This is a genomic window from Pseudoalteromonas sp. A757 (assembly GCF_004103285.1).
In the GTDB taxonomy this organism is placed as follows: domain Bacteria; phylum Pseudomonadota; class Gammaproteobacteria; order Enterobacterales; family Alteromonadaceae; genus Pseudoalteromonas; species Pseudoalteromonas galatheae.
In genome coordinates this window covers 104,153-122,316 of record NZ_QNQN01000063.1, presented here as the reverse complement: position 1 = coordinate 122,316, position 18,164 = coordinate 104,153, and the positions used below count along the sequence as shown (strand labels likewise).

Sequence of the window (18,164 nt, the reverse complement as noted above, 5' to 3'; positions counted from 1 at the left end):
GTTACTTCCTTAATTTAGTTAAACACGCTTCCAAAGCCCCATCCAATGGTGCCTCTACATGGTGTGTAGTTTCTGTTTTTGGATGCATAAATCTGAGTTCTTTGGCATGTAAAAACAGCCTGTTTAATCCTACTCCACGCATTTTGGCATCAAACACCTGATCGCCATATTTATCATCGCATGCAATTGGATGCCCTTTACATTGAGTATGCACTCGGATCTGATGTGTTCTGCCCGTAACCGGTGATGCCTGCACTAAAGTTGCTGACTCAAAACGCTCGACAACTCTAAAACGAGTATGAGAAGGCTTACCTTGCTCATGATCCACTCGTACCACTCGCTCACCAGACTTCAAGGTATTTTTACGCAGCGGCTCTGTGACATTTTTATGTTTAGCATCCCATTGCCCAGAAACCAGCGCAAGGTAATTCTTCTCCATGGTCTTTTCTCTTAGCTGCTCATGAAGTCCTTTAAGTACTGCGCGGCGCTTTGAAATCAACAAACAACCCGATGTATCGCGGTCCAAACGGTGAACTAGCTCCAAACTTTGCTCTTGAGGGCGTAATGCTCTTAATGCTTCAATTAAGCCATAGCTTAAGCCGCTGCCACCATGTACCGCCATACCGGCTGGCTTATTTATAACTATCAGATACTTATCTTCATAAAGAATTGCATCTTCTAGATTTGCGACTTTGTCTAGGTTTTTAGGCACAAACTCGGTTTTCTCCGCAACACGCACAGGTGGGATACGGATTTCATCATTGATTTGTAGCTTATATACAGGCTTCACCCGCTTTTTGTTTACACGCACTTCCCCTTTACGAAGAATTTTATATACGGCGCTTTTTGGCACCCCTTTCAAATGCGTAACTAAAAAGTTATCGATCCTTTGACCTTCTTGGTCTTCCGTCACGGTAACAAAGCTAACTTGTAATGCGGGTTTTTCTGACATTGCCTAATCACTGATTTGAGTAATAATTTAGTTGCTATCTCGACATTATTAGTGGGATAATCAGGCCGCAAATTTTTGCGAGGTGCTTTTTATCGCAAAAACAATATCGTGATGCACATCTTGGATGGCAGATCATACAGATTAGAGCTAATATTTCCAAAGCTTTTATCATGCATCTAAGATAAACACGTGCGAACAGTCAGTGCGAAGCGCGTAATATTTCGTTTAATGACTGGACACGATGAATAAACTAAAAAGCAATAAATTAAAATTTGTCTGATACGTTTACCACAGTTGCAGTAATACCCGTGCATAGCAGGCCGCAACTCGTGAATAACCACAGAGTAATCAAGTCGAAAGATGGTGATAGCCAAGCTTGGCAAACCAAGCTCAAACCTACCCCGTGCATGGCTGCTTTGTGAAACGAATAAACGTGCAAAAAGCGAACGATGGATCAGTGATTTTACCCTGATTTTAAGCGGAAACTGTGAATATGTTCCCTTTCCCCCAGTCGTGAGACTGCATCATTTAATAGGAACATCCAAGGTGTAGCACGCTGTCGCTGGCAAGACGTATCAGGCGCTGTAAATAAATTAAGTAGAGAATTACAATATGAAACGTATGCTGATCAATGCAACGCAGCAAGAAGAAATGCGCGTGGCACTGGTTGACGGCCAGCGTCTATACGATCTAGACATAGAAAGCCCAGGTCACGAACAGAAAAAAGCCAATATCTATAAGGGTAAAATTACCCGTATCGAACCATCCCTAGAAGCCGCATTTGTTGATTATGGCGCTGAGCGTCACGGATTCCTTCCTTTAAAAGAAATCGCTAAAACGTATTTCCCTGATGGCTATACATTCAATGGTCGCCCTAATATAAAAGACGTGATCAAAGAAGGTCAAGAAGTCATCGTTCAGGTTGATAAAGAAGAACGTGGTCAAAAAGGCGCGGCACTCACAACCTTTATTAGTGTTGCTGGTAGCTACTTGGTATTAATGCCTAATAACCCAAGAGCTGGCGGTATTTCACGCCGTATCGAAGGTGATGAGCGCATAGAGCTAAAAGAAGCATTGAGTCGCTTAAACGTACCTAAAGGTATGGGTCTTATCGTACGTACGGCAGGCGTAGGCAAGTCTTTCGAAGAACTGGAGTATGACCTTAAGGCGCTGCTCGTTCACTGGGACGCAATCCAAAACGCGGCAAATAGCGGGAAAGCACCTTTCTTAATTCACCAAGAAAGTAACGTGATCTTCCGTGCAATTCGCGATTATTTACGTCGTGATATCGGTGAAATCCTAATTGATAAGCCTCGGGTTTTTGAAGAAGCGAAGGCACATATTGAGCGTTTCCGTCCAGACTTCATCAATCGTGTGAAGCTTTATCAAAATGACGTGCCATTATTTACCCATTATCAGATTGAGAGCCAGATTGAGTCAGCTTTCCAGCGTGAAGTACGTTTGCCTTCAGGTGGCTCTATCGTGATTGATCCAACAGAAGCACTTACGTCTATCGATATCAACTCGTCAAAAGCGACGAAAGGTGGTGATATCGAAGAGACGGCGCTGAACACTAACCTAGAAGCCGCTGACGAGATTGCACGCCAGTTACGTTTGCGTGATTTAGGTGGCCTAATCGTTATCGACTTTATCGATATGACTCCACCACGCCACCAACGTGAAGTAGAAAACCGCTTGAAAGAAGCTGTTCGTACCGACCGTGCTCGCGTGCAAATAGGTAAAATTTCTCGTTTCGGCCTATTAGAAATGTCGCGTCAACGTTTGCGTCCGTCTTTAGGTGAAGCAAGCCAGCATACGTGTCCACGCTGTGACGGCCAAGGCACTATTCGCTCAAACGAATCCATTGCTTTGTCTATCTTGCGTCTAATCGAAGAAGAAGCGATCAAAGATAATACCGCTCAGGTCAACGCCCAAGTGCCTGTCGCTGTTGGTGCTTATCTATTAAATGAAAAGCGTCGTTCTGTGCAACGCATCGAAAAGCGCCACGAGTGCCATGTTGTTATCATTCCTAACCAACATCTAGAAACACCGCACTATGAAGTGGTTAGATTGCGTAAAGATGAGACAACTGAAGCTGCAAGCTATGAGCAGATCACTACACCAGAGCCTGAAATAGTTGAAATTGCTCGAGCTCAAGCGATTGTGAAAGAGGAACCTGTGCTAAAAGGTGTCGTCATGCCTGAAGCACCGGCACCAGCGCCGGCAGCGACTCCAGCTCAAACGGCAAAATCACAGGCGCATAAACCACAAGCACAACCGGCGCAAAACAGCACCAGCCTGTTTGCCAAGATTGGGCAATGGTTCAAGAGCTTGTTTGCGGGTGATAGCGACGTTCAGGAAGAAAACAAATCTGCTGCGGAGAAGCCAGCACGCGATAACAACCGTGATAATCGCCGCCGCAACAATAACAATCGCCGTCGTAATAATAACCGCCGTCGTAACGATCAACAAAAAGAAACAGCAGTTGAAACGAAAGACGAAAACAATAATAGCGAGCAACGCAGTGATAACCGCAAACGCCGTCGTCCAAATAACAGAAAACGCCAAGATCAGGACAAAACAAACCGTCCAGCTAAGGGATCTGTAAACGATAATGTTGAAGCGGTCGAGGCTAACGACACGCCTGTTAAAGAAGCAAAAGTAAAACCGCGTAGACAAAGACGTAATCTTCGTAAGAAGGTACGTGTGGAAGAAACCAACGTACAGGACGCTAACACTTCAGAGCAAACTAGTGTTGAAGAGGTGAAAGTAGAAGCAAAGCCACTTGAGCAACCAGCGAAAACGGCTTCTGAATCTAAAGCTGAACATAAGCCAAGACAGAGAAAAGCAAAGCCTGTCGCTGATAAATCAGAAAAAGAGTCAGTAACGAATGAAGAAGTAGCTTCACATTCTGATCAGGCTGAAGCACACGCACAAGTTAAGCCGCAAGAAACAACTCACGTTGAGCGCCAAGAGCGAAATGATGTTGCCGAGAGTGTTTCTGCAGAGCTTTCAGAGTCACAAATTGATGACGAAAATAAAGAAGGCCGTACACGCTCTAGACGTTCTCCGCGTCATCTGAGAGCAGCTGGTCAACGTCGCCGTCGTCAGGATGCGCCTGAAAAAGGCCAAGCTGCTGCATTTGTACCCGTAGCAGATCAAGCCGCTGCAGAATACGAAGCTGAGCTCAAAGCGAAATCTTCTGACAGTGAAACTCAAGCGGAAGTGCAGCAAGAAGCAAGTACAGTTGAGACTCAATTGTCACCTGAAACGGTAGCTGAAGATACTGCACCAGCGGCAGAAGCGACAGTTTCTGAGACGCACACTGATGCAGAGCAAGATGTTGAAGCTAAGCCAGCTGAAGTGCATGCTGACGAAAATGCAGCGCAACAAGTGGAGCCTGCAAACGAAGTTGAGGCAACTACTGCTGAAGCACCATTGCAACAAGCTGCACAGCCCGAAACATCCGCAAGTGCTGACGAAGTAGTCGCAGAAGAAGTAGAAGCTACACAGCCTGAAGCAGCAAAAGAGGTTAACGCTGAGCCAATCGCTGACACAGTAGATACTGAGCAAGTTGAAACGGCAGAGGCTAAGGCTGAGACTACAGTTGCAGAAGAAGCCCAGGCTTCTGAAACTGATGCAACGCCAGAAGCTCAGGAGTCAGTAGTCGAAGCACCAGCAGTTGAAGTAGTTGCTGAACCTTCGTCTGAAGAAACGCCAGCCGCTGGCAATATTGAAGCAGCTGCTCAACCGGTAGTAAATGGCAATTCGGCACAAAGCCGTGTACGCTTCAACCAAACAGCTGCAGCGCCAATGACCAAAGCGAAAAGTGTGATTGAAGATGTCGTGTTAGAAACACCATCTGCAATGCCACATGATTCACGCCAGACCGTAACTAATAGCGGGTTAGGTGTTGGTTCTAAGTCACCAACAGGCAGAGCCAGTGCCGACATGGCCTCTCCTGCTCAGGTTGACTAAGCAGTAATTGAAAAGCCAGTCTTTTTAGACTGGCTTTTTTGTGTCCGAATTTTACTGAGCAGACAAATGGTAATACCAGTCCTTCGTAGCACTCCGTGTTATTTATCAGTAGAATGCCGTCAATTCTTTGATCGTTAAAGTCAAAAGTATGCTCACACTTAAGAGATTTAAAAACGCCTCTTTAAAAGGTGACCTATTCGGTGGTGTAACCACTGCAATTATTTCTTTACCACTCGCACTCGCTTTTGGTGTTGCCTCTGGTGCCGGCGCAGAAGCTGGGATGTGGGGCGCAATTTTGGTTGGCTTATTTGCCGCGCTGTTCGGTGGTTCAACCTCCCTCATTTCTGAACCAACCGGCCCTATGACTGTTATCATGACAGCAGTACTCACCGCCATGATGAGCAAGTACCCCGAAAATGGTCTTGCGATGGGCTTTACTGTTGTCATGATGGCAGGTGCATTTCAGGTTTTACTTGGTACGCTTAAGTTAGGTAAATACGTTACCTTGATGCCCTACAGTGTTATCTCCGGATTCATGTCTGGTATCGGTGTTATCCTCATTATTTTACAGCTTGCTCCTTTACTTGGACATCAAGCACCCGCAGGCGGCGTTGTTGGCACCTTATCTCACATACCCGACTTACTGATGGACTTACATTTTTCTGAGTTGTTCCTTGGGGCGATCACACTGGCAATATTATTTAAAATGCCAAGTAAGTGGCGCCAATACGTCCCCGCTCAGTTGGTCGCACTCGTCGCCGTTACACTGCTTTCAATCATTATTTTTGACACAGATAGTATCCGTCGTATCGGTGAAATTCCAAGTAGTTTACCGAGTATTGTGTTTCCAGTATTGTCACCAGAGCTATTCGTTGAAATGCTTATCGACGCACTGGTACTGGGCACTTTGGGTTGTATAGATACGTTGCTAACAGCAGTAATAGCCGACAGTTTAACGCGAACCGAGCATGATTCTGATAAAGAACTCAGAGGCCAAGGTATTGCCAATATAATAGCTGGCCTTTTTGGTGCATTGCCAGGTGCTGGTGCAACGATGGGAACTGTGGTCAATATTCAAGTAGGTGCTCGCTCGCCAATTGCAGGCATATTCAGGGCACTAATTTTAATGGCCGTAGTCTTTATCGCGGGCAGTTTGACCGAGCCAATTCCAATGGCAGTGCTTGCTGGTATTGCAGTGTATGTTGGTTTTAATATTCTGGATTGGAGCTTTATCCAACGTGCCCATAAGCTTAGTGTCAGTCAAATGGCGATTATGTATGGCGTAATGCTCCTTACCGTTTTTGTTGACCTGATTGTTGCCGTAGGCCTTGGCGTATTTATCTCTAATGTAATGATCATAGAGAGATTAAGCCGAGTACAAGCTAATCACGTTAAAGCAATTAGCGACAGTGATAGCGATGAAGATGTGCCTCTTACGAAAAAAGAAAGCGAGCTGTTAGATAAAGCCAACGGTAAACTATTATTCTTTTATCTTTCCGGGCCAATGATCTTTAGCGTCTCTAAAGCCATTGCAAGACAACACCGAAAAATTGGTGAATACAAAGCCATGGTATTAGATCTAAGCGACGTAGCTATGATTGATGTCACCGTGGGCTTAGCCATTGAAAATGCGATTACAGATGCACTCGATGCTGACTGTAGTGTGTTTATCTATTCACCGAATTTAGAGACCACAGATAAATTAAAGCGCTTAAATATACACGAGCGTTTGGGTGATAGCGCGTTTTGCATTAGTCGCGAGATAGCGCTCAGTCAAGCAATTGATACTATGGCTAAACCTGATTAAAGTGCGCACTCAAGTGATCCAGTAATAATCGTAAGCTGGTGGCGACAAATTGTCTGGGTGGATACAGCGCCCAGACACCCTCTTCTTCAGGCCTAAAGTTGATTAGTACCTCTGTTAACTCGCCTCTCTCTAACGCCTCTTGCACGTAATAATGCGGTAACTGCACCAAGCCTAAGCCTTGCTTTGCTGCTTCCAAAAGCCCCCAACCACTGTTGCAACGCAGTGGCCCCGCCACTTTAATTTGTCGCGCTTTACCGTGCTCAACAAAACGCCATTCGCTACTGTTGCCAATCAAACATTTATGATTGCCAAGCTCAGCGAGCGTATGCGGTTGGCCAAATTGATTTAAATAGATATTTGCACCACATACCATGGTTTTACGTGTAGTTAGCCGTTTAGCGCGCAGTGATGAATCCTGTAACTTACCGAGTCGAATTGCCAAGTCAAAGCCCTTATCGAGCAAGTCGACTTGGTTGTTCGTCAAATGCATTTCTACCTCAACTTTGGGATACAAACGCATAAAGTCGACCACGGCAGGCATGACATAAGATTCACCGTACATTACCGGTGCGGTAAGTTTAAGTTTGCCTGTTGGCTGTCTATCACGTTGACGGATTGCAGCAGTGGCGTCATCTAATCCATGCTGCAAATGCTTTGCGTGAGATAAGAATACTTCACCTTCTTGAGTCAGCGCTAATTTTCGGGTAGTGCGCGTCAAAAGTTGAATGTTAAGGCGCTCCTCTAACATTTTCACTCGGCGACTAATTTGCGCAACCGAAGTATTTAACTGAGTTGCAGCCCCGCTAAATGAGCCATTACTCGCGACCGCAACAAACTCATCAATGCCAATCCATCTATCCATTATTACATATACGTAAAAGTCTTTATAATTTTTATAGATTATCAAAAATCATAATATAGTTATACTGCTATCAACTTTTAAGAAAGGAACAAACCATGTCTGAATTTATTAAATCTAAAGCAGCAATCGCTTGGGGCCCAGGTCAACCGCTTAGTATTGAAGAAGTTGATGTTATGCCACCGCAAAAAGGCGAAGTCTTAGTTAAAATCACCGCAACGGGCGTATGTCATACCGATGCGTTCACCTTGTCTGGCGACGATCCTGAGGGCGTATTCCCAGCAATCTTAGGTCATGAAGGTGCAGGTATTGTTGAAGCAATTGGTGAAGGCGTTACCAGCGTTGCCGTTGGCGACCACGTGATCCCATTGTACACACCAGAGTGTGGCGAATGTAAGTTTTGTAAGTCTGGTAAAACGAACCTTTGTCAGCAGATCCGTGAAACCCAAGGTAAAGGCTTGATGCCAGATGGCACAACCCGCTTTTATAAAGATGGCCAACCAATTTATCACTACATGGGCACGTCAACGTTCTCTGAGTACACTGTGCTGCCAGAAATTTCCTTGGCTAAGGTAAACAAAGAAGCACCTCTTGAGGAGATATGCTTGCTTGGCTGTGGCGTTACAACAGGAATGGGCGCAGTAATGAATACCGCTAAAGTGCAAAAAGGCGATACCGTCGCTATTTTTGGCCTCGGTGGGATCGGCTTGTCCGCTATCATTGGCGCGGCAATGGCTGGCGCGAGTCGGATCATCGGTATCGACATCAATGAAGATAAGTTTGAGCTTGCGACAAAGCTTGGGGCAACCGATCTTATCAACCCGAAAAACTTCGACAAACCTATTCAAGAAGTGATCGTTGAAATGACCGATGGCGGTGTGGATTTCTCGTTCGAATGTATCGGTAACGTAGATGTCATGAGAAGTGCCCTTGAGTGCTGTCACAAAGGCTGGGGTGAGTCGGTGATCATCGGTGTTGCGGGCGCTGGACAAGAAATTTCAACACGTCCATTCCAATTGGTTACTGGTCGCGTATGGCGCGGTAGTGCTTTTGGTGGCGTAAAAGGTCGCTCTGAGCTTCCTGAGATTGTTGAACGCTATATGGCTGGTGAATTCAAGCTCAATGACTTTATCACTCATACCATGAAGCTCGAAGATATTAATGAAGCCTTTGATTTAATGCATGAAGGCAAGAGTATCCGCTCTGTGATCCATTACTAGTACCCGCTCAAGGACGCACAGGTTGCGTCCTATTTCACTTAATTAAGGAGCACTTGATGGAACTGATTTCCAGCAACAAAGTATCCGGCGGTTGGCATAAGCGCTACAAACATACCAGCCAGTCGACGCAGTGTGAAATGACCTTCGCCATTTTTTTACCTAAAATCGTCAATGAGGGACAACAAGTCCCGGTTTTATATTGGCTCTCAGGCTTAACTTGCAGCGATGAAAACTTCATGCAAAAAGCAGGCGCGTTTAAAAAAGCCAACGAGCTTGGCATCGCTATCGTCGCGCCAGATACAAGCCCGCGTGGAGAAGGCGTTGCAGATGACGAAAATGGCGCTTATGACTTTGGTCTAGGTGCGGGGTTTTACGTCAATGCAACACAGGCGCCATATAGTCAACATTATCAAATGTATGACTACGTGACAGAAGAGCTGCCTCAGTTAATCGAAGCGCACTTCCCGGTTAGCCCGCAAAAAGCCATTAGTGGTCACTCCATGGGTGGACATGGTGCGTTAATAATTGGGCTTAGAAACCCGGATGCCTATACGAGTATCTCAGCGTTTAGCCCAATCGTTAACCCAAGTAACTGCCCTTGGGGTCAAAAAGCGCTAACAGGATATTTAGGGGACGACAAACAGCGTTGGCAACAATATGACGCGACCGAACTATTGTCGCACTATGTTAGCCCAACAAAACGTCCGATACTCATTGAGCAAGGTTCAAGTGACCAGTTCTTAGACGAGCAGCTAAAGCCTTGGTTATTCGAACAAGCTGCGGAAAAAGTAGGCTACCCTATCACGCTAAACATGCATGAAGGTTACGATCATAGCTATTTCTTTATCTCGAGCTTTATTGAAAATCATCTTGAGTTTCATGCTAACTATATGAGATAACCCCATAGGCGGTTATCCGCCTTTTTTCAACGACATTGCTTACAAGTTCACAGGAGTTTTTATACATATGCTTGACGATAAAAAGGAATTATCGGCACTATCTCGCACCAATCCCTATTTAAATCCATACATAGATGGCCCAAATAAAGATCTGAATCATGCAATTAAAAACCAAAGCAAGAAAACAGTCACAATAATCAATGGACTTACCCAGTCTTCGCAACAATCAACAGAAACCGAACGCCAAGCAATCATAATACAGCTTTTCTCTTTCGCTACCTCACTTACGCCGAAGGTGAAAAATCGTGACCGATTGCTCACTGCGATCGCTGATTTATTCTTCAAATTCAATAAGGCACAAAGCGGCGCCACGTTTATTATGTCTGAGTGGCTCAATCGTATGTTAAGTCTCGACTTTGAGCATCGCGATGATATACAAATTGCTTCTCAGTGGCTGTGCTTACTCACAAAGCGTACAAATTATGCCACATTGCCGACTTCTCTCATTAACGCGTTTGAACAAATGCTGCCTCAGCTTGATGCGCTAAAGCAGAAGTTTGATACACTGCTAGATGAAGATAACGTTTTCGAAGATTCTCGAGGTTGTCATCATGGTACGGCACTAATGACTCAATTTATAGAGCTATACTACCGCAATCTCAATTATTGTCCTGCAAATGTAGAAACCTCAATCATCGAATATGTTGATAGATATCCCCTGTTTGGAAATATATTTTTACTTTCTCTACTTAAGCGCTCGGCTAATCATGCCAAAGTGGCGGCCGATTTAATCAATGGGTACATCCTTACTTTGGATGAGCCACACTACCAAGGGATAGCTCATTATTTATTTAATGATCTATTTGATGTCGATGATTATTCGCCTCACTTACAGCAAAATATTATTACCTATCTGACTCCGATGATTTCAAATTGGACAAGCGCACAAAAATCTCTCGCTATTCATTACTTTTTTGACCTAGATGACACAACCAAAACGGCAAAATTACTTAAACGGTCTAAAGGAGCGCACCAAATAGGGTCTCTATTAGTAATAAATAACCCCACCACGAATTCTGAGGTCCTAAATACACTGTTACACAACAACAATACTGCAACCTATCAATTGCCTACAGGTGGTGAATCTCAATTTGACGATTTCAATCTCAAATTACTCGTCATTAATGAATTGATGTATGTCCAAGAAACATTAACACCTAAGTTTATATTAAGAGATTTTGTCCAAGAATATGACCATCGAGAAATATCTCTTTCCCGAGTTTATGACATTATCCCTGAAGCAGCTAACTATATGAAAGGGATATATATTCCGCCAACACTTTTAGAAACAATTACGGAATTAACCTATGACGGCGCAAACGAGATATACGAGCACCTTATCCCATATTGGGATTGGGATGGTGAAGACGATGTCTTTGAGGTTAATTCATTGACCGATCTCGATAAACTAATTCACCTTAATAAATTACGGGGAATTGACTGGGCACTTACAGATGACGTTTGTGACTACCTCACAAAGCGGTGTATTGAAGTGGAAGATATATGGTGACAACTCGATTAGATAAAAGGCGTTGACCGCCTTCTATCATTCGCTTTTTAATTCATGATCAATGTGGAGGCATACAAATTTCATTACGACCCGAATAACAATTATCTCCTGTCATACAGCCTAAATAAATTGCAGTATCACAACCAAAAGAACAGTTACCCCATGTATCAACCTGCCCACCTGCAACCAAAGGTGTTGCCTGTTGCCCTTTAAACTCTGCCTGTTGAGACAAATTTTTTATTTTTTTCTTATTAAGTGTTATTTTCATTTTTCTATCCTTAAATAAAGTTGAGAACAATTTCTCACCTTCAAACTACCACCTGAAGTACATATTTAAAACAAAAAACACACTTAGTCACAAACAAAATTAACAATAACACCTAAATAGCTGCTTTTTAGCTACAATCATAGCCACCATACGCACAAACGGCTTTTTATTAAACGGCACAAAAAAAGGCGTACTCCCTGTACGCCTTGCTTGCTTAACATTATTCTTGGTATCAAATCATCAGATTAAATCGCCGTATGGATTCGTTGGACAAAGCTGTATGCTTTGCTCGAACCCAGGAATGGCTAACTCTTGCTGGCTTAAATTCAATTCAGACTCGTCAATCATGCCATTGCCAAAACGATAAATGAGCTCGTATTGGCCATAATCGGCCGCTTGCTGATATGCAACTTGTCTTTGTGTTGTAATGGCAAGTTGTTGCTCGTAACTTGCAAACTCAGCTTGGCTATAACGCTTGCTTAGTAGCTGCTTCGTAAACTTCGGAGAAAATACCGTTGCCGTTGCATTGTTACCACCAAAGCCCTTGGAGTTTATAAAGGCGATATCCATTGGCTCGCACTCATAGTGCTCGGTACGAATATCTAAATGCTCGGCGTGAACATCTTCTGCTACTGCATTGATTGTAGTGATCCCTGGCATAATATTGTATTCGAACACCCCAAGTGCCATCGCAAGCTGATCGCCAGACGCCGGCGCGATGGTATGACCAACATAGGCTTTTGGCGCCGCCACTTTCCAACCATTAATCGCAAAGGTTTCTGCAATTCTGTGGTAGATAAACGACTCTGTAACCCGGTTTTGTGGTGTACTTGAACCATGTGCCAAAATAAAGCTGCGTTTTGTTAATGCCTCAGTACCTGCGATTTGCTGAGCTAGCGCGACCGATTTTGCCATGGTAATGTAGTTGCCAGGTCCAGGTGCCGTAATCGACTTTTTCACGCCGTCTGCATTGACATATACGTCGGCCACAGAGCCCATGATCTGCGCGCCAAGCTCGAGTGCCAAGGCGTCATCCATCAAAATCGCCACTTGTGCGCCTTCGCCAATGGTAAAACCACAGTTTTCACCAAACGGACGGCTGGTTTTGCGATAATCTACATGCTCAGTGTTATCTAGTTTGCGCAAGCCTTCTTCGTTTGCAAGTGCGCCCATATTGCCAAAGCCTTCGATGATCTCTGGTGTAATAGCACATTCAACACTGGCTACAATCGCCACTCGAGTACAGCCAGCCTGAATATCATTCACTGCAGCGCGAAGGTTATATAGAAACGTAGCGCAGGCACCTGATGTCGTAAACGTAGTGCCAACGCTTCCGGTCACATAGGCGTTGATAAAGTCGGTGGACATAGTGTTTAAGCCTAGTGCTAACTGTTTGGTGCTTACTCTGTCGCCACGTAAACGACTACGCACTAAACCACCTAAGCCTTCATCATTCATTTGCCCTACAACCGAGGCTGAGTAAGTTCCGATCTGATCTGGGCGCACACTATTCATCACTTTATCCCACTCAAGACCCGTTGAGCGGATAGCGTCGGTGGCAGCAAAAATGGTCGCCTGTAATCCACGAGGCTGGTAGCGACTGTTATACATCAAAGATGGCTCAAAACCGGTTGGTAATTGGCCCGCAGCCTTGATGGGGTTATCTCTGTGACTATCATGCTTAACTTCAATCTGGTCCGCAATCGTTACTTCAACCGTTTTTGGATCAAGCTCAATCACTTGCCAAGCTGCAGGAACAGGCTCTGGTAAGTCACGTTTACGACAATTAAATACTATCTTGCTGTCATCATTTGCTTTCATTGTGAGCTTTTGCTGCCAAGGAGTCGCATCTACATCAAAATGGTTTTTTTCGATTTTACGGATCAACGTTCCCGCTAAGATCTGCTCACCAAAACGCAACTCAACCTCCCCCTCTTGAACGACTTGGTCGTTTTGGTCAATCAGGTGGCCATCTTCATAACGCACTAAGTTCATTAAACTCGCAAGGCCCAAATAAGTCTCTTGTCGGTCTTTAGCATTAAGTTTATCAAGTACAATACGTTTGTAGCCTTGATGGAAAGAGGTGCGCCCCGCGGCGTTAATCCCCCCCATTCCTACAATAATTGGCAATGCTGTCATGTCGTTCCTACTTCTGAACTAAGATAATGACTTGATTTTAATTGCATTCTAATTTAAGTTTTTACAAAATACGCCACATATAAATCATTTTTCGCCAAATCAAAGAGGTCGGAGCAGATGAAATCTTGTACAAAGGTCGCCATTGTGCTTTACAAGCATATGCTCGTTACCAGTGTCACCCTACCGCTAGAAATGCTCAAAGCCGGACAAGCCTTTGCTAAAGTGCATCTAAAAGAGGCTTATGTTCCTTTAGAAGTTATACTTTGCAGCAGCCAAGGCGAAGCAGTCAACGCCGATAATTACATGACACTTGAAGCACAAAGTGACTTTAGCTCATTGCCTTTGTATGACTACATTATTGTGCCAAGCATATGGCGAAATCCACGACCAATTGTAAGACAAAACCAAGCGCTGAGTGAGTCACTTGCGGATGCATGGGGGGCAGGAAGCACATTGATAGGTGTTGGCACGGGTGTTTGCTTTTTAGCAAGTTCAGGCCTGATTGACGGGCATTCAGCAACGACCCATTGGCATTTTGCTAAACAGTTTTCCCATCTATATCCCAATGTTGAATTAAAACCGGATTACTTTATCACTCAATCAGAGCGGATCTACACTGTAGCCAGCTTAAATGCACTGGCCGATGTGATTGTTCATATAATTGAATTACTTTACGGAATAGATGCAGCTCACCATGTTCAACAAAACTTTTCCCATGAAATTCGTAAACCTTACGAAGAACAGCGCTACTTAGAAGGTGCTGTAGACCGTCATGCCGACGAGCAAATTGCTGCAATTCAATTTTGGCTTAAAAATAATGCCGCATCAGAAATCTCCTTACCCGCGGTCGCGGCGCAATTTGATTTGAGTTATCGCACCTTTAACCGCCGCTTTAAACAAGCGACAGGACAAACTGCCGTTGCCTACTTACAACAGGTGCGTATTGAAATGTCCAAAGAGCTGCTCGCGAGCAGTAACCTCTCCATTCAAGATATTGCCCTCGCTTCTGGATTTAATTCACAAGGGCAATTAAGCAGAGTGTTTAGGCAATTAATGGGAAAATCACCAAGCACATATCGGGCAATAGTAAGAAAGAAATTGTTCTCGTAAACAGGCCCTAGGTTAAACCACTCTACAGTATTTGCATCACGGTTAACGTTTGCTGTTGGCCGTTGAAGAAAAATGAAATATCTTCGTCTACCGCTAACCCTTTTAGGCGCTTGCCAAGGGGCGCATCAAACGTTAATACCAACACTGGTGTTTCTTTATATTGGATTTTTAGCCCGCCTTCGCAAGGCGCAAAATAGAACCAATGACAATCGCCCTGCTCGTCTTCAATTTCAACTAGTGCATTATGTGTAATTGTATTGCCCACAGCTAGAGTCAATTGATTTAATATCGTTTGTTTTGCCAAATGCATGGCATCAACGCGTTCACTTTGTCCTTCGGCTAAATAGCCATACTCGATACTCAACGAGTCGTATTGCGTTTCGGCTGCACTTTGTTCATGGGTAGCGTCAGCACGTGCACTGTTTGCCGCTTCAGTGGCTTCAATCAGCTTTTGTTCAAGTGCAAATTTGAGATATTCGATAAAAACAGATTTATTCATTGGTAGTTTACAGCTATTGGGTGACTGGTAGTAACAGACTGGCCGTTAACGGTTAGCGCTAAACGTAAAATCCAACGCATAGATTTATCCGTGCATACACCGACCATGGTTTTTGCTATCAGTGTATTTTTGTCAAAGAAAACCGGGATTCTCCCCATATTCATATTTTCTCCCTCAAGCCAAGCGGAAACGACCTCTACTTTAGTCGCACTTTTTAGCCCAATGGTAAACTCTGTTTCAGGTTGAACCAGCTCTGAGCCCAGATAAATCTGCACTTGTGGAGTCAAATCACAGGGCGCTGAAAAATTACAGACATTTCTTGTTACTGAACTTTCACTTTTTTCTGAACTTTCATGTATAATGATAGTCGGGTCTGAACAGGCCACGAGGAAAACACCTAGCAACCCGATTGTTAATTGCTTTGCAATCATGAGGGATTTACCGTCACTTCTGAATCCTGCGCAGTGTACGCAAGTTTCAGGGCAAATGCTAGGTTGCTTAAGAAGCGAGCAAAAAGCGCGTGAAAACTTGATTGATGTCATAATTTTAGGCGTTTTAGGTATCTTTTCATAAGCAAAAAAATTATTATTTCCTCGCAAAAATAAAGGTTTCTCGGGCTGGTTAGGTTTTCACTCTTCTTTTGAGTTAAAACATGACGGGCTTGAAGAAATATAACTAGGGCCTGTAATTCAGGTAATTCATTTCTAATCGCAATAAATTGCAGCGGAATCCAGAAAATGAGCCAAACAGTAGCATCACAAACTGAGTACAATTATAAAGTTGTACGCCAATTCGCTATCATGACAGTGATTTGGGGCATTGTTGGCATGGGTGTAGGTGTATTTATCGCAGCGCAACTTGCGTGGCCTGCGTTAAACTTCGACATTCCATGGTTAACTTACTCTAGACTTCGTCCGTTACACACGAACGCAGTAATCTTTGCATTTGGTACAAGTGCACTATTTGCAACCTCTTACTATGTTGTTCAGCGCACGTGTCAAACGCGCCTGTTCTCTGACAAACTTGCCACATTCACCTTCTGGGGTTGGCAAGCCATTATCGTAGCAGCGGCTATCACGCTTCCTCTAGGCATGACTTCTTCAAAAGAGTACGCTGAACTAGAGTGGCCGATTGATATCGCAATTGCGGTAGTATGGGTTACTTATGCTGTTGTATTCTTTGGTACTCTTATCAAGCGTAAAGTGTCACACATCTATGTAGCAAACTGGTTCTACGCTGGTTTCATTATCACTGTTGCAGTGCTTCACATTGTAAACAGTATGGCTATCCCTGTATCACTTACTAAATCTTATTCAATCTACGCAGGTGCAGTAGATGCGATGGTTCAGTGGTGGTATGGTCACAACGCAGTAGGTTTCCTACTTACAGCAGGTTTCCTTGGTATGATGTACTACTTCGTACCTAAGCAAGCTGGTCGTCCGGTTTACTCTTACCGTCTATCGGTTGTTCACTTCTGGGCACTTGTTTCTCTATATATTTGGGCAGGTCCTCACCACCTTCACTACACAGCATTACCTGACTGGACACAGTCTCTAGGTATGGTGATGTCAGTTATCCTATTCGTTCCTTCTTGGGGCGGTATGATCAACGGTATCATGACGCTGTCTGGCGCTTGGCATAAATTACGTACTGACCCAGTACTTCGTTTCCTAGTTGTGTCACTATCGTTTTACGGTATGTCTACGTTTGAAGGCCCGATGATGGCTATCAAATCTGTAAATGCCCTTTCACACTATACAGACTGGACTGTAGGTCACGTACACTCTGGTGCACTAGGCTGGGTTGCGATGATTTCTATCGGTGCAATTTATCACCTAATCCCTGCCCTATTTGGTCACGGTAATATGTACAGCATCAAGCTAGTTAACACACATTTCTGGCTACACACAGTAGGTGTTGTACTTTATATCGTTGCAATGTGGATCTCTGGTGTAATGCAAGGTCTGATGTGGCGTGCAGTAAACGCTGACGGTACATTAATGTACAGCTTTGTTCAGTCACTAGAAGCTTCTAAGCCTTTCTATATCATGCGATTCCTAGGCGGTGTATTCATCGTAGTCGGTATGCTGGTAATGGCTTACAACGTGTTCCGTACGGTTACTGCAAAAAGTGGTCAACTTACCACTGATGCAAACCCGCAAGTGGCTTAAGGGGTATTGAGTATGAGCAACAACAACTCAACAAACAAACACGAAATCGTTGAAAAGAACGTTGGCCTGATGGCTATCTTAACGGTATTCGCGATTAGCTTCGGTGCACTAGTTGAAATTACTCCACTAATGTTCCAAAAAGATACCACTCAACCAGTAGAAGGCTTGCGCCCACTAACTGCACTTGAAATGGAAGGCCGCGACATTTATGTCCGTGAGGGTTGTTACAACTGTCACTCACAAATGGTTCGTCCATTCCGTGATGAAGTTGAACGCTATGGCCACTACTCTGTAGCGGGTGAATCAGTATGGGATCACCCATTCCAGTGGGGTTCTAAGCGTACGGGTCCTGATTTGGCACGTGTTGGTCAGCGTTATTCTGACGACTGGCACTACGCACACTTAATGGATCCTCGCTCTGTGGTACCTGAGTCAAACATGCCAGGCTATCCTTGGCTTGATAGCACGAAAGTAGATACCACTTATACTCTGAAAAAATTACAAGTGTTCCGTGATGCATTTGGTATTGATAAGTCGTCAGACCGCTACAATGGCAAAGGCTACGGTGATGATGCTGAGCTACAAGCGCAAGTTGATGAAATCCATGCAATGAACGATGGCGAAGGTGCAACAGAAATGCAAGCACTTATCGCTTACTTACAGCAACTTGGCACACATTTGAAGTAATTGTT

At 44.3% G+C, this 18,164-nt stretch carries 14 protein-coding genes; 8 read left to right on the top strand and 6 right to left on the bottom strand.

Annotation, left to right across the window (positions count from 1 at the left end; all coding sequences use genetic code 11):
* Nucleotide 1: 1 nt before the first annotated feature.
* Nucleotides 2-952, bottom strand: a complete 951-nt coding sequence (rluC, locus tag DRB05_RS07320) for a 23S rRNA pseudouridine(955/2504/2580) synthase RluC (protein ID WP_128726353.1) — start codon at nucleotides 950-952, stop codon at nucleotides 2-4.
* Nucleotides 953-1,564: 612 nt separating this feature from the next.
* Between rluC and rne the strand changes: the two genes are divergently transcribed.
* Both rne and DRB05_RS07310 read left to right on the top strand, forming a co-directional pair.
* Entirely contained in the window at nucleotides 1,565-4,930 is a 3,366-nt protein-coding gene (gene rne / locus DRB05_RS07315) for a ribonuclease E (protein WP_128726352.1), read from the top strand.
* Between the two features lie 148 nt (nucleotides 4,931-5,078).
* Nucleotides 5,079-6,737: a SulP family inorganic anion transporter gene (locus tag DRB05_RS07310; RefSeq protein ID WP_128726351.1), complete on the top strand. Its 1,659-nt coding sequence runs from the start codon at nucleotides 5,079-5,081 to the stop codon at nucleotides 6,735-6,737.
* On the opposite strand, the gene DRB05_RS07305 is transcribed toward DRB05_RS07310, so the two are convergent.
* Nucleotides 6,724-7,599: a LysR substrate-binding domain-containing protein gene (locus DRB05_RS07305; protein WP_128726350.1), complete on the bottom strand. Its 876-nt coding sequence runs from the start codon at nucleotides 7,597-7,599 to the stop codon at nucleotides 6,724-6,726. The genes DRB05_RS07310 and DRB05_RS07305 overlap by 14 nt on opposite strands.
* A gap of 95 nt (nucleotides 7,600-7,694) precedes the next feature.
* On the opposite strand from DRB05_RS07305, the gene DRB05_RS07300 reads away from it, so the two are divergent.
* The 3 genes from DRB05_RS07300 (at nucleotide 7,695) to DRB05_RS07290 (ending at nucleotide 11,285) form a co-directional block, all read left to right on the top strand.
* Nucleotides 7,695-8,816 (top strand): S-(hydroxymethyl)glutathione dehydrogenase/class III alcohol dehydrogenase, encoded by a 1,122-nt coding sequence (locus tag DRB05_RS07300; protein ID WP_128726349.1) that lies wholly within the window; start codon nucleotides 7,695-7,697, stop codon nucleotides 8,814-8,816.
* 56 nt (nucleotides 8,817-8,872) lie between these two features.
* Entirely contained in the window at nucleotides 8,873-9,715 is an 843-nt protein-coding gene (gene fghA, locus DRB05_RS07295; protein WP_128726348.1) for an S-formylglutathione hydrolase, read from the top strand.
* Between the two features lie 67 nt (nucleotides 9,716-9,782).
* Nucleotides 9,783-11,285 (top strand): hypothetical protein, encoded by a 1,503-nt coding sequence (locus tag DRB05_RS07290; protein WP_128726347.1) that lies wholly within the window; start codon nucleotides 9,783-9,785, stop codon nucleotides 11,283-11,285.
* Between the two features lie 58 nt (nucleotides 11,286-11,343).
* On the opposite strand, the gene DRB05_RS07285 is transcribed toward DRB05_RS07290, so the two are convergent.
* Together DRB05_RS07285 and DRB05_RS07280 are read right to left on the bottom strand one after the other, a co-directional pair.
* Nucleotides 11,344-11,553: a hypothetical protein gene (locus DRB05_RS07285; protein ID WP_128726346.1), complete on the bottom strand. Its 210-nt coding sequence runs from the start codon at nucleotides 11,551-11,553 to the stop codon at nucleotides 11,344-11,346.
* Nucleotides 11,554-11,793: 240 nt separating this feature from the next.
* Nucleotides 11,794-13,692, bottom strand: a complete 1,899-nt coding sequence (locus DRB05_RS07280) for a beta-ketoacyl synthase (protein ID WP_128726345.1) — start codon at nucleotides 13,690-13,692, stop codon at nucleotides 11,794-11,796.
* 117 nt (nucleotides 13,693-13,809) lie between these two features.
* Here DRB05_RS07280 and DRB05_RS07275 point away from each other — a divergent pair, with 117 nt between their 5' ends.
* A complete protein-coding gene (locus DRB05_RS07275; RefSeq protein ID WP_128726344.1) occupies nucleotides 13,810-14,802 on the top strand; it encodes a helix-turn-helix domain-containing protein in 993 nt (330 codons plus the stop codon).
* 22 nt (nucleotides 14,803-14,824) lie between these two features.
* Here DRB05_RS07275 and DRB05_RS07270 read toward each other — a convergent pair whose 3' ends face one another.
* Both DRB05_RS07270 and DRB05_RS07265 read right to left on the bottom strand, forming a co-directional pair.
* Nucleotides 14,825-15,301: a transcription elongation factor GreAB gene (locus DRB05_RS07270; protein ID WP_128726343.1), complete on the bottom strand. Its 477-nt coding sequence runs from the start codon at nucleotides 15,299-15,301 to the stop codon at nucleotides 14,825-14,827.
* Nucleotides 15,298-15,732 carry a hypothetical protein gene (locus DRB05_RS07265; protein WP_128726342.1) on the bottom strand — a complete coding sequence of 145 codons (435 nt, stop codon included), beginning with the start codon at nucleotides 15,730-15,732 and terminating at the stop codon, nucleotides 15,298-15,300. Before DRB05_RS07265 ends, DRB05_RS07270 begins: the two co-directional genes overlap by 4 nt.
* A 306-nt stretch (nucleotides 15,733-16,038) precedes the next feature.
* Between DRB05_RS07265 and ccoN the strand changes: the two genes are divergently transcribed.
* A complete protein-coding gene (gene ccoN, locus DRB05_RS07260) occupies nucleotides 16,039-17,472 on the top strand; it encodes a cytochrome-c oxidase, cbb3-type subunit I (RefSeq protein WP_128726341.1) in 1,434 nt (477 codons plus the stop codon).
* Between the two features lie 12 nt (nucleotides 17,473-17,484).
* Complete coding sequence (gene ccoO / locus DRB05_RS07255) at nucleotides 17,485-18,159, top strand: cytochrome-c oxidase, cbb3-type subunit II (protein ID WP_128726340.1); 675 nt, start codon at nucleotides 17,485-17,487, stop codon at nucleotides 18,157-18,159.
* Nucleotides 18,160-18,164: the final 5 nt, after the last annotated feature.

Excerpts from the sequence above, each read along its gene's own strand:
- DRB05_RS07275 (WP_128726344.1), top strand. The coding sequence starts at position 13,810 with ATGAAATCTTGTACAAAGGTCGCCATTGTGCTTTACAAGCATATGCTC.
- rne (WP_128726352.1), top strand. The coding sequence starts at position 1,565 with ATGAAACGTATGCTGATCAATGCAACGCAGCAAGAAGAAATGCGCGTG.
- DRB05_RS07290 (WP_128726347.1), top strand. The coding sequence starts at position 9,783 with ATGCTTGACGATAAAAAGGAATTATCGGCACTATCTCGCACCAATCCC.
- DRB05_RS07265 (WP_128726342.1), bottom strand. The coding sequence starts at position 15,732 with ATGATTGCAAAGCAATTAACAATCGGGTTGCTAGGTGTTTTCCTCGTG.
- ccoO (WP_128726340.1), top strand. The coding sequence starts at position 17,485 with ATGAGCAACAACAACTCAACAAACAAACACGAAATCGTTGAAAAGAAC.
- DRB05_RS07300 (WP_128726349.1), top strand. The coding sequence starts at position 7,695 with ATGTCTGAATTTATTAAATCTAAAGCAGCAATCGCTTGGGGCCCAGGT.
- DRB05_RS07270 (WP_128726343.1), bottom strand. The coding sequence starts at position 15,301 with ATGAATAAATCTGTTTTTATCGAATATCTCAAATTTGCACTTGAACAA.
- DRB05_RS07280 (WP_128726345.1), bottom strand. The coding sequence starts at position 13,692 with ATGACAGCATTGCCAATTATTGTAGGAATGGGGGGGATTAACGCCGCG.
- DRB05_RS07285 (WP_128726346.1), bottom strand. The coding sequence starts at position 11,553 with ATGAAAATAACACTTAATAAGAAAAAAATAAAAAATTTGTCTCAACAG.
- DRB05_RS07305 (WP_128726350.1), bottom strand. The coding sequence starts at position 7,599 with ATGGATAGATGGATTGGCATTGATGAGTTTGTTGCGGTCGCGAGTAAT.
- rluC (WP_128726353.1), bottom strand. The coding sequence starts at position 952 with ATGTCAGAAAAACCCGCATTACAAGTTAGCTTTGTTACCGTGACGGAA.
- fghA (WP_128726348.1), top strand. The coding sequence starts at position 8,873 with ATGGAACTGATTTCCAGCAACAAAGTATCCGGCGGTTGGCATAAGCGC.
- DRB05_RS07310 (WP_128726351.1), top strand. The coding sequence starts at position 5,079 with ATGCTCACACTTAAGAGATTTAAAAACGCCTCTTTAAAAGGTGACCTA.
- ccoN (WP_128726341.1), top strand. The coding sequence starts at position 16,039 with ATGAGCCAAACAGTAGCATCACAAACTGAGTACAATTATAAAGTTGTA.